This is a genomic window from Belliella buryatensis (assembly GCF_900188245.1).
In the GTDB taxonomy this organism is placed as follows: domain Bacteria; phylum Bacteroidota; class Bacteroidia; order Cytophagales; family Cyclobacteriaceae; genus Belliella; species Belliella buryatensis.
Window position 1 is genome coordinate 252,112 of sequence record NZ_FZOK01000004.1, and the last position, 12,589, is coordinate 264,700.

The 12,589-nt window shown below is 38.3% G+C and carries 6 protein-coding genes; 4 read left to right on the forward strand and 2 right to left on the reverse strand.

What is annotated here, in order from left to right:
- Positions 1–23: 23 nt before the first annotated feature.
- Both CHB66_RS05990 and CHB66_RS05995 read right to left on the reverse strand, forming a co-directional pair.
- On the reverse strand, positions 24–866 hold the full coding sequence (locus CHB66_RS05990; RefSeq protein ID WP_089238984.1) for a DUF4249 family protein: 843 nt from the start codon (positions 864–866) through the stop codon (positions 24–26).
- Positions 866–3,265: a TonB-dependent receptor gene (locus CHB66_RS05995; RefSeq protein ID WP_170932444.1), complete on the reverse strand. Its 2,400-nt coding sequence runs from the start codon at positions 3,263–3,265 to the stop codon at positions 866–868. Before CHB66_RS05995 ends, CHB66_RS05990 begins: the two co-directional genes overlap by 1 nt.
- A gap of 113 nt (positions 3,266–3,378) precedes the next feature.
- On the opposite strand from CHB66_RS05995, the gene CHB66_RS06000 reads away from it, so the two are divergent.
- The 4 genes from CHB66_RS06000 to CHB66_RS06015 all read left to right on the forward strand — a co-directional run bounded on the left by CHB66_RS06000 (position 3,379) and on the right by CHB66_RS06015 (position 12,480).
- On the forward strand, positions 3,379–4,449 hold the full coding sequence (locus tag CHB66_RS06000; RefSeq protein ID WP_089239022.1) for a Gfo/Idh/MocA family protein: 1,071 nt from the start codon (positions 3,379–3,381) through the stop codon (positions 4,447–4,449).
- A gap of 264 nt (positions 4,450–4,713) precedes the next feature.
- Positions 4,714–8,799 (forward strand): thrombospondin type 3 repeat-containing protein, encoded by a 4,086-nt coding sequence (locus CHB66_RS17260; RefSeq protein WP_089238988.1) that lies wholly within the window; start codon positions 4,714–4,716, stop codon positions 8,797–8,799.
- 75 nt (positions 8,800–8,874) lie between these two features.
- The gene (locus tag CHB66_RS06010) at positions 8,875–9,828 is read left to right on the forward strand and encodes a PorP/SprF family type IX secretion system membrane protein (RefSeq protein ID WP_089238990.1); all 954 of its coding nucleotides are present in this window, start codon (positions 8,875–8,877) and stop codon (positions 9,826–9,828) included.
- 141 nt (positions 9,829–9,969) lie between these two features.
- Entirely contained in the window at positions 9,970–12,480 is a 2,511-nt protein-coding gene (locus tag CHB66_RS06015; protein WP_089238992.1) for an ATP-binding protein, read from the forward strand.
- Positions 12,481–12,589: the final 109 nt, after the last annotated feature.

Genomic DNA, 12,589 nt, shown 5'->3' on the forward strand with positions numbered 1-12,589 from the left:
CTGATTGAGAACTCATCTCAAAATCATTCATCAGAGCGATCAGGATTGATATTGACTGTCGCGCCCAGATATGGGCTAACCATAAAATACCCCAATACATTACCCTGACCATCTACAGGGCGAATATTTGACACTGGGTTTTGAGGCGGTGGACTAAACAAGCCTCCATCATTGAAGAGTAAGCTAACCAATTGATTCAAATAATCATAGGCATCTCTGTTGAGTCTAAATAGCTCCAGTCGAACCCGATCACCTTCCCTAAAGGGAAATCCCCCTAACTCAAAACCCCGATTTAAAATTTGCGTACCAAAGGTGTCATCGAAAAGCAAATAGTCTGTCCTCCTATTGAGCAGAGTATCATTTCTAATAATTCTAATCCTGTAATTATTATCTTGAGTAAAAGGAATATCACCATATAAAGTCAAATAGTATCCTTCCTCTCTAAATACGCGCTGATCTTTGAACTCGTAGGTGATTGAATCTAAGCTAGGTGGAGGCAAAAGTGTACCTGTAGAAATATAGGCTTTCCCATCTATGATCACATTAAGCTCGTAGGTTTGACCGATTTGACCGATTTGATTTTGAGTCGGGACATATCGGTCTACCTGTTCGTTGTATCGAAAAGTGGCGATTCTTCCCGTCCCAATATTTCTCACAAAAACCTGTGCGTTTGTAACCGATTCATTAGGTTCATCTGAATAAAAATCCTTTGAGAAGGAAACAAATACCTGGTTAAAATTAGGCGTATTGGTCCAAATCGCCTCAATGACTGGTGTAGGTTCTAATGTCTGCAAATCTAAGATTACTTCTTCCTGACAAGAAGAAGCAATCAAAGCAGCTATTATTATCATTGATATTCTTTTCATCAGAAATTAAAATTATAAGTGATCGAGGGAAGGAAAGTAAACAAATAGGTCATTACTGTTCCTGGTCTTCTTGATGTAATTGGATCGTTTGGAGCTGGAGAGAAATTAATATTATCATTGAATATCTCTCCGAACTGATATGAAAATGGATTTTTTCTACCGTACAGATTGTAGATACTGAAGTTCCAACTTCCTCGCCATTTTTTTCCTTGATCTGCATTTTTCCAAGTCACTGATGCATCCATCCTATGATAATCAGGAAACCTGTCCGCATTCCTCTCTCCTGTAAACAAAGGTAAGCGCTGACTATCTACCACATAGCTCCCTGCTGGAAATGTAACCGCCTGTCCTGTTGTGTAAACAAAAGTGAGATTTGCAGACCATCTTTTATTAAACTGATGATTGAGCACCAAATTCAAATCATGGGGTCTATCAAATCTAGGATTGTACCAATTATCAAAACTGATTCCCTCGATTCTTCTCCATGTTCTCGAGTAAGCATAACTTAACCAACCTGTTGTTTTCCCTACATTTTTTTTGACCAAAAATTCCACTCCGTAAGCATATCCATCCCCTGAAAGAATTTCTGTTTCTACATTGTCAGTAAATAAGACCGTTGCTCCTTGTCGTAGATCAATGACATTTTTCATATCCTTATAATATCCCTCTAGAGAAAACTCCCATACATTTTCTTTGAGATTTTTGAAAAATCCAATAGAAAATTGATCCCCTCTAACTGGCGGGATATAGGTTCCAGCTAAAATCCACCTATCGATAGGTAATCCTGCTGAGCTATTTGAAGCAACTTGCAGGTACTGAAACCCTCTATTTGCAGCTATTTTGATAGAAAAGTCATCTCTAAGTAAGTACCTAAAAGCTAGTCTTGGCTCTAACCCTTGATAGGCTTTGATTCGTTCAAAACGATTAAAGGCAATAGAATCAGTGATTTCATTAGTTGGATTAGGAATATCATTTTCATATCTGTAATCTACGCCTAAGCCATGTTGCTGATAAAGAGACCACCGCAAACCTGCCTCTAGACTCAAATTTTCAGTCAATTCCTGACTCACTGTCAAAAAAGGATTGAATTGCATGCCATTTCTAGGATTGGTAGCGATGGGTTGAATGGCACTATTGGGTGAAGGGTCGAGATCAATAGATGCGAAATGATAAAACTGAAGCATAGAACCCCATTTCAAGATAGTTTTATCAGAAAGTAGATTAGTCCATTCTGATTTGATTCCGGTTTCTCCAATTGTATTACCCCATTCAAAACCACTATCAGGATCATCAAAACCAACTTTATAATTATACCTGCTGTGATAAACATTCAAATCAAAAAATGCTCTATCGGAAATATTCCTATTCCAAGTAGCAGAATTTACCCAATTAGACCAACCAAAACCAAACTGCCCCGAGAGGCCAAGAAAATCAGAACCGTAATAGCTAGAGAAAGAAAGTTTATCCTTTTCACCTAATTTGAAGGTCATTTTACCACTCAAATCATAGAAATAAAGGTCATTGCTATTGATGTTAGGATCTGAGGAAAGCCTTAAAAACACATCAGCATAAGTCCTTCTTGCAGATAGTACAAAACTTGAATTCTCGGACAAAAGAGGCCCATCCACAGTCAATCTTGAGCTGATGGTCCCAATCCCCCCTTCCCCATGTAACTTATCATAATTTCCCTCTTTCAATGAAATATCAATCAAACTAGACACCCTTCCGCCGTAGTTAGCGGGAATATTTCCTTTATAAAAATCAACACTATTCAAAGCATCAGGATTGAAAACAGAAAAAAAGCCAAAAAAGTGAGAAGGATTGTACACGGGTGCACCATCGATTTGTAGTAGGTTCTGATCAGCAGAACCACCACGCACAAAAAGTCCCGTAGTCCCTTCTCCTGCTGTTTGGACGCCTGGTAGTAATTGTAAACTCCGTAACAAATCGACTTCTCCAAAAAGCGCAGGAATATTTTTGATGGTTTCAATGGGTACAACGGATTTTCCCAAATCTAGGCTTTTGACATTTTCATCAGGACGAGTACTGCTTACCGTGACTTCTTGTAAGTCCATTTCTTCAACTCTTAAAAATATTCTGATCGGTTTACTCAAGTCTCTTTCTTGAATCTGTCTTTGAACTTGCTCAAACCCTACAAAAGAAATGACGAGCTTTGAAGGAAGTTCTTTAATAGGAAGCAAAAATACCCCCTCCAAATCTGTAGTCACTCCACTTGAAGGGTCTGTTTCCCAATAGACATTTGCTCCTGGGATACTCTGATTAGTTGCAAAATCCATTACTACACCTTGCAAAACTACACCTTCCTGCGCTTTGACTGGCATAGGAAAAATAATGAGCATTAAGAAAAACAATGGAAAAAACCGATTCAAAAATGACATAAAGACATTAAATTTTTAAGATAAACAACAAAGAAGCGCTTTTGATTTCTTAATTCAAACAATTTTAATTGACACCCTTTGAGATAAGTGTAAATTTTATGTACTTGAAGATTATGAATCCAATCAAAATACTTGTCATAGGTTGTGGAAATATGGGAGCTGCACATGCCCAAGCCTACCATGAAATCCCAGATTTTGAAATTTGTGGACTTGTGAGTAGAGGTAAAAGTAAAGAGGCTTTAAACCAGCAACTCGGTGGCCTATATCAACTTTTTGATAATTATGAGGAAGCTTTACACATCTGTAAACCAGATGCTGTGTGTATCTCAACTTATCCAGACACTCATGAAGGCATCGCTTTAGAAGCTTTGAAGCATCATTGTCATGTTTTTGTGGAAAAGCCTCTGGCGGATACTATTTCAGGATCAGAAAGAATTATAGAAGCAGCAAAAGAAGTAAACAAGAAAGTGGTGGTTGGCTATATATTAAGACACCATCCATCTTGGATGCTGTTTATAAACGAGGCTAAGAAGCTCGGTAAACCGTTAGTCATGCGCATGAACCTCAATCAGCAGTCTCAAGGATACATGTGGGAAGTTCACAAAAACCTCATGAAAAGTTTGAGTCCGATAGTCGATTGTGGGGTACATTATATTGATATCATGTGTCAAATGACTCAAAGTAAACCTATCTCTGTGAGTGCTATTGGTGTAAGACTTTCTGAAGATATACCACAGGATAATTACAATTACGGGCAATTGCAGATTCGATTTGAAGATGGTTCTGTGGGCTGGTATGAAGCAGGTTGGGGTCCTATGATTTCTGATACTGCATTCTTCATCAAAGATGTAATCGGACCAAAAGGGGCTGTTTCTATTGTGTCGAAAAATACTGAAGCCTCTCTCTCAGACAATATTGAAGGACATACCAAAACGGAAAACATAAAAATTCATTTTGCCGAATTAAATGCAGACAATACTTTTCTCAAAAAAGATAATTGGATCAATCTTCAAGAAGAACCTGATCATAACGAATTATGTAAGCGGGAGCAACTTTACTTTCTGAAATCAATAAGAGAGAATTTAGATTTGAGTGAGCATTTGACTGACGCCATCAATAGCCTCAAAATTGCATTTGCATGTGATGCGGCTGTCAGAAAGGGAAAAACTATTAGATTTAGCTAATTAACCTGCATTTTATTTCCATTCTATTGCAAGATTTTAACTCCAATGATCCTTTTTACCGATTATTAACAAAAAATACCAAAAATTTGTGCATATATATTATTGTATTTCATCCTCAAAAAAATATTAATCATAGAATAAAATACTGATTTTAAGCATTTTGCAAGAATTTTATTTTTTATTTATTCATTTTTTTTACTCAAATTTAGATCCCGCTAAATGGGAATCCCTAAATAAAGTATCAATCAAAATGAGGTTCACCCTATGAATCGAATCTTTACCAAACAAAAAAATAGTCTTGCATTAGCACTGATGATTTTTTTCAGCTCAATTTTTATTCTAGCTGCAAAAGAGTCTTTCAATGACGGCAAGCTTACAAGACTTACAGTGAATAAAGGCACGCTAAGTCCTGCTTTTAACCCAGACATCAAGATATATGATGTAATGGTCTCTTTTTTAGATAGCGAAATCACTGTCCGTGCTGAAGCATTAGGTTCTGAAAACCTTATCCAAGTTAATGGGAATAACCCTCGTGCATTAGTCAATGATGCAAGGGTTTCTTTAAACTTTGGCACCACCCTTATTCCAGTCTTCATTTTTAATAATGGCCAAATTATCCATGAATACTACATAAGGGTATTGAGACCGGAGCCAACAACTGCCGAAATAGACGAATGGAGAAGGTTTCCAAGAGAATGTTTCGAAGATCCTAATAGAAATACAGATGAAGAATGTACCAAAGACTCTGATGGAGATGGTGTACCAGATATCATTGATCTTTGCCCAAATACACCTCCAGGGGAGGCTGTAGATCGATTTGGTTGTTCGCTCAATCAATATGATTCTGATGGGGATGGAGTGCCTGACCATTTAGATCAATGTCCTGACACTCCATTAGGTGAACCTGTAGATGAAAATGGTTGTGCTGACTCTCAGAAAGATTCTGATGGAGATGGCGTAACTGATGATCTTGATCTATGTCCAAATACACCAGCGGGAGAAGAAGTGGACGAAAATGGGTGCTCTCTTTCACAAAAAGATTCTGATGGAGATGGCGTAACTGATGATCTCGATCTTTGTCCTGATACTCCCGCTGGCGAAGAAGTAGATGAAAATGGTTGTTCAGCTTCTCAAAGAGATTCTGACGGGGATGGCGTAACTGATGACTTAGATCTATGTCCTGATACTCCAGGAGGAGAAGAAGTAGATGAAAATGGGTGCTCTCTTTCACAAAAAGATTCTGATGGAGATGGGGTTACAGATGACCTTGACCTTTGTCCAGATACTCCTGAAGGGGAAGAAGTAGACGAAAATGGCTGTTCTGCTTCTCAAAGAGATTCTGACGGCGATGGGGTTACAGATGACCTTGACCTTTGTCCTGACACACCTGAAGGGGAAGCTGTAGATGAGAATGGATGTTCACTTGATCAAATTGACTCTGATGGAGATGGAGTGCCTGATTATTTGGACTTATGTCCGGATACGCCAGCAGGTGCAGAAGTAGATGAAAATGGTTGTGCTGATTCTCAAAAAGATTCTGATGGAGATGGGGTAACTGATGACCTGGATCTTTGTCCTGATACACCTGAGGGAGAAGAAGTTGACGAAAATGGTTGTTCGCTTGATCAAATAGACTCTGATGGAGATGGAGTACCTGATTATTTAGACTTATGTCCTGATACGCCAGAAGGTGCTGAGGTGGATGAAAATGGCTGTGCAGATTCTCAAAAAGATTCCGATGGTGACGGAGTAACTGACGACTTAGATCTTTGTCCTGACACTCCTGCGGGGGCTGAAGTAGATGAAAATGGCTGTGCAGACTTTCAGAAAGATTCTGATGGGGATGGCGTAACTGATGATCTTGATCTTTGCCCCAATACTCCTGAAGGTGCCGAAGTAGATGAAAATGGTTGTTCACTTGATCAGATAGACTCAGATGGAGATGGAGTACCTGATTATCTAGACTTATGTCCTGATACGCCAGAAGGTGCTGAAGTAGATGAAAACGGTTGTGCTGATTCTCAAAAAGATTCTGATGGGGATGGGGTGACTGATGATTTGGATCTTTGCCCGGATACGCCAGCCGGTGAAGCGGTAGATGAGAATGGTTGTTCTCTCGATCAAATAGACTCTGATGGAGATGGAGTGCCTGATTATTTAGACTTATGTCCTGACACTCCTGCTGGAGCAGACGTAGATGAGAACGGCTGTGCTGATTCGCAGAAAGATTCTGACGGTGATGGCGTAACTGATGATATAGACCTCTGCCCTGATACTCCTGCTGGTGCGGAAGTAGACGAAAATGGTTGTGCAGATTCGCAGAAAGACTCTGATGGTGATGGGGTAACTGATGACCTTGATCTTTGTCCTGATACTCCAGAAGGAGAAGAAGTTGACGAAAATGGTTGCTCACTCTCTCAGAAAGACTCCGATGGTGATGGGGTAACAGATGACCTTGATCTTTGTCCTGATACTCCGGAAGGAGAAGAAGTTGACGAAGATGGTTGCTCACTCTCTCAAAAAGACTCTGATGGTGATGGCGTAACAGATGATATTGATCTTTGTCCTGATACTCCAGAAGGAGAAGAAGTAGATGAAAACGGTTGCTCACTATCGCAGAAAGACTCTGATGGTGATGGCGTAACAGATGATCTTGATCTTTGTCCTGATACTCCAGAAGGAGAAGAAGTGGATGAAAACGGTTGCTCACTCTCTCAGAAAGACTCCGATGGTGATGGGGTAACAGATGATCTTGATCTTTGTCCTGATACTCCAGAAGGAGAAGAAGTGGATGAAAACGGTTGCTCACTCTCTCAAAAAGACTCTGATGGTGATGGCGTAACAGATGATCTTGACCTTTGTCCTGATACTCCAGAGGGAGAAGAAGTGGATGAAAACGGTTGCTCACTCTCTCAGAAAGACTCTGATGGTGATGGGGTAACAGATGATATTGACCTTTGCCCTGATACTCCAGAAGGAGAAGAAGTAGATGAAAACGGTTGTTCACTTTCTCAAAAAGACTCTGATGGTGATGGCGTAACAGATGATCTTGATCTTTGTCCTGATACTCCAGAGGGAGAAGAAGTAGATGAAAACGGTTGCTCACTCTCTCAGAAAGACTCTGATGGTGATGGAGTAACTGATGATATTGACCTTTGCCCTGATACTCCAGAGGGAGAAGAAGTGGATGAAAACGGTTGCTCACTCTCTCAGAAAGACTCTGATGGTGATGGAGTAACTGATGATATTGACCTTTGCCCTGATACTCCAGAAGGAGAAGAAGTGGATGAAAACGGTTGCTCACTCTCTCAGAAAGACTCTGATGGTGATGGCGTAACAGATGATATTGACCTTTGCCCCGATACTCCAGAAGGAGAAGAAGTGGATGAAAACGGTTGCTCACTCTCTCAGAAAGACTCTGATGGTGATGGCGTAACAGATGATATTGATCTATGTCCAAATACACCTGAGGGTGCGGAAGTAGACGAGTTTGGCTGCGCAATCAACGAGTTAGAAGAGACTCTTGTGATAGACTATGTAGATGAAGATGTCATCATTGTAGACTGGGGAACCGAATTTGACGATCTTGGACTTCCTACGCACATCTGGGTCATTTTAGAAAATGGAGAAAGAGTTCTTCTACCCATCACTTGGTCTCAGGAAGGTTATGATGGAAATACTAGTGGTGTTTATGTACTGATAGGTACCATTACCTTCCCTAATAGTTGGATAGATGGTATAGATAGGCCTGTAAGCATCACTGTAATTGTGAATCAAAAGCCAGCCCCTGAAGACTTAATTCTAACAGAAGACAGTTTCCTTCAAAATGAATACGAAGAGCCAATTTACATCGGTGATTTCATAGTAATTGATCCTATTGATGATCAGCATTTGATCGAACTCGTACCTGGAGAAGGAGACAATGATCTATTTGTCATCATCGACGGTCAACTCTATTGGAACAATTCAGAATTGAGACCAGGAGAAACTACTTTTATCATTGTAGTAATCGTGACAGATAGAGATGGAAATACTTTTACCAAGGAATTTGTCATCACTAGAAGAATTCCAAGCCTCGAGGAAGTAGCTATTCCAAATACTTTTACTCCAGATGGGGATGGAATCAATGATACTTGGGGAATCAATTCATTGAGAATGTATACAGGAATTCGATTGACTATCTATGAAAAAGGTGGTGAATTGATATTCAGGTCTAGCAATCCTATGGATCGCTGGGATGGAACTTATTTTGGAAATCCGCTTCCAATCGGCGTCTATTATTATGTAATAGAAGTCGACGATATTAAGCAGACAAGAAAAGGAGCGATCAACCTTTTAAGGAAAAAATAAGCGAAAAAAGTCTTCTGTAGGAATTTCTGAAGGCTTGAGAAAAACATTCCATAACATCATTCAAGAAATTAGATTATGAAAAAAATATTTATCTTTTTATTCCTCAGCATGACGCTTAACCTAGATGGTTTTGGGCAGATGAGAAGGTATATGAGTCAGTTCAATCAATTTCAGAACTACTTTAACCCAGCCATGACAGGCTATGAAGGTTCTAATTTAAAAGGATTTGTACGAAACCAATGGGCAGGATTTGATGGCTCTCCGCAGTTATTCTACATGTCTACTGAATTGGATTTTTCTGAAATGAAAGGGATGAAGGATCCTTCATTAGTAGGTAAAAATACTACAGGTGTTACATTCCTAAATGAAAGTTATGGCGCCTTTGTTGATACAGAAATACAAGCTGCTTATGCAGCGAGGGTTCGATTATCAAGAGGTACAAATCTAAGATTGGGAGCTTCTATCAATTACATGCACTCCAGATTAGACGGAAATAACTTGACCACAGAACAAGCTAATGACCCTACAGTAGCTCAATACCTTAATAGCTTCGGTAATATGAGTACTATTGACTTCAACGTTGGTTTGGCATTGACCCATGAAAATTATTACATTGGTTACTCACTTCAAAACGCAAATAGAGGAGCAATCAACTTTGGGGAGGTATTTGTGGACAGAAAACCAAGTGTTAGTATCTTTCAATCAGGATTCAGACACACAGTCTCTCCAAGTGTAAGCATTGCTTCGCACTTCATGTATAGGTCTCAAATAGATTTACCTAACCATTTTGAAGCAAATGTAAAAGCCATTTTGCTGGACAGAATTTGGGTGGGTGCGGGACATCGAGTGAATTATGCAAATAATTTCACCTTTGGCTTTGTCCATCAGCAAATCAAATTTGGATACACTCACGAACTACCCTCTCAAAAAGGCTACCTCCTACCCTATGCAACACATGAGTTTATTGTGACTTTTGCATTTTGGAGAAAATTTGGAAAATCCAATGAAAATTCACTTGTGATTTGGTAAAATCATAGTTCAACATTACAAATTTTTTAATTTTATTTTTTTCATCGCCTAATATTTTTGATATTGATTGAAATCTGAAAAACACTTAGAATAAGTATTATTTCGGATTTCAATCAATTCTTTTGTCTCTACAATCATTTCATGAAAAAAGAAACACAAGCATACAAATCCATCTTTGAGATTGTACCCATCCCGATATGGGAAGAGGATTTTTCGAAAGTGAAAGCTTATTTAAAGGAATTAAATCTCATTAACCAATCTTCAGACTATATAAAATCTTATTTTTCTAATAATCCAGACAAGATTTATCAATGTGTCGAAAAAATCAAGATAATCAATTTCAATCAAGCTTGTCTAGATTTACACGAGGCTAAATCCAAGGAGGAACTACTTAATAACATCAATTCTATTTTCATTGATAAATCTATAAATACTTTAGTGGAGCAATTCATTTGTATTTGCCAAGGTATACAATCTTTTGAATCTGATTCTTATACAAGATCTCTTACTGGTAAAATCAAAGAAATTTCCTTCTCTTGGAAAGTTGTCCCTCAATTTGAGCGTGACTTATCTCGTGTTATTGTTACTACACAAGATATCGGGCAAAAAATAGAATCGGATAAGAAGTCAAAATTCATTGAAATCACGCTCAACAACCTTCCGATTGGAATTGCTGTCAATGAAGTAGACTCTGGATATGCTACACTAATGAACAAACAATTTTCTAAAATCTATGGCTGGCCAGAAGAAACACTTACTGATATATCCGAATTTTTCAATAAAGTATACCCAGATCCAGCGTATAGAAAAGAAATTACCTCTAGGATTTTAGCAGATATCGAAAGTAAAGATCCAAATCGCATGGCCTGGTCTGAAATAGAAATTACAACGCAAAAGGGCGAAAAACGCATTGTGTCTGCAAAAAACATCCCTCTTTATGAGCAAAACATCATGATTTCTACTGTCATTGATGAAACAAATAAAGTCAACGCAGAACGTGCATTGAAACTGAGCAATGAAAGATTTCACTACGCCACACTAGCAATTTCAGATGCCATTTGGGATTGGGACATGGAGGCTCATACAGTTTTTTGGGGTTCTGGTTATAATACACTTTTCGGCTATGATGCAGGCGTTCAATATGTCTCCGAAAATCTTTGGGAGACCAAAGTTCATCCTGAAGACTATCCTCGTATTATCAGTAGTATAAAGCATGCGAGAAACAATCCTCGTACAGATAGGTGGCAAGGTGAATATAGATTTCAAAAGCAAAACGGAGAATTTGCTTTTGTCTCTGAGCATACAGTTATTTTGAGAAACGATCGAGGAAAACCTATTAGAATGATCGGTGCTTTACAGGATATTACTGAGAAGAAACAAGCAGAGCAATCTCTTATTCAAAAAACAAAATACCTGGAAGTTATTTCAACTATTGTAGAATCCTTATTGACTTTTGAAAATTGGGAAAGTGTCTTGGCTAGAAATTTAAAATTAATAGGTCAAGCAGCTAGTGTAGATAGGGCATATTACCTTCAGATTTATTCTGATCAAAAAACAGGAAAACAATACCTCAAACAAGTCTATGAATGGGTAAAAGAGGGAATCAGTGCAGAATTGGAAAATCCAAAATACCAATGTATTCCATTAGAAGATTTTCCAGAGTATTTACAGATGGCCTTGGACAGAGTCCCTTATCAAGTGATTACGAATCAAATAAAGGACCCTATCACAAAAGCAATCCTTGAAGAACAAGACATCAAATCGATTCTTCAAATTCCTATTTTTACAAAAAATACTTTTTTGGGTTTTTTAGGCTTTGATGATTGCACTATAGCACGTGTATGGACAGAAGAGGATATCTCTTTTTTACAAACTATAGTTAATAATTTTGGTTCAGCCATTGAAAAACAAGAATATGAGACTTCTCTTCAGCAAGTCAACGAACAGCTTAAGACAACGAACAATAATTTAGCAAATTCCAATTCTGAATTGGAGCAATTCGCTTATGTTGCTTCACATGACTTACAAGAGCCCTTAAGAATGATCAGTAGTTTTCTCTCTCTTTTAGAAAAAAAATACAAAAATCAGTTAGACGATAAAGCAAATACCTATATCCATTATGCTAAAGATGGAGCTGATAGGATGCGAAGTATTATCTTGGATTTGCTTGAGTTTTCAAGAGTTGGAAGAGCAGGAGATTTAGAAACTTCCAAATTTGAAACCAAAGAAGCCATAGAGGAGGCACTCAAGCTTTTATCACAACAGATTCAGGAAACTAAAGCGTTGATCAAAATAAATGTTCCTCAAAAAATCCAAACGAGAAGATTTGCTTTCATCCAATTGGTACAAAACCTTATCTCCAATGCGATCAAATATCAGCCTGAGGGAAATATTCCGAAAATAAATATTGAAGCTAAAGATATAGGGGATTTTTGGCAATTTAGTGTACAAGACAATGGCATAGGAATCGCTCCTGAGTATCAAGAGAAAGTTTTTGTAATATTCCAAAGGCTACACGACAAATCACAATATTCTGGAACTGGTATAGGACTAGCCATTTGTAAGAAAATCGTTGAATTCCTTGGAGGGAAAATCTCAGTCAATTCTACTTTGTCTAAAGGCAGTACTTTCTACTTTACAATTCCAAAATGATAATAATGTTGATAAGTATCCGTCCGATAAACCCCATATTTTCTGATTACTGTTTGGGTTGTAATCTTGCGTCATGAAAAAGATTAGCAACGACGAATATTACAAGCTG

Bases quoted from the DNA above. Each gene is read 5' to 3' on its own strand.
- CHB66_RS05990 (WP_089238984.1), bottom strand. From the start codon at position 866: ATGAAAAGAATATCAATGATAATAATAGCTGCTTTGATTGCTTCTTCT.
- CHB66_RS05995 (WP_170932444.1), bottom strand. From the start codon at position 3,265: ATGTCATTTTTGAATCGGTTTTTTCCATTGTTTTTCTTAATGCTCATT.
- CHB66_RS06000 (WP_089239022.1), top strand. From the start codon at position 3,379: ATGAATCCAATCAAAATACTTGTCATAGGTTGTGGAAATATGGGAGCT.
- CHB66_RS17260 (WP_089238988.1), top strand. From the start codon at position 4,714: ATGAATCGAATCTTTACCAAACAAAAAAATAGTCTTGCATTAGCACTG.
- CHB66_RS06010 (WP_089238990.1), top strand. From the start codon at position 8,875: ATGAAAAAAATATTTATCTTTTTATTCCTCAGCATGACGCTTAACCTA.
- CHB66_RS06015 (WP_089238992.1), top strand. From the start codon at position 9,970: ATGAAAAAAGAAACACAAGCATACAAATCCATCTTTGAGATTGTACCC.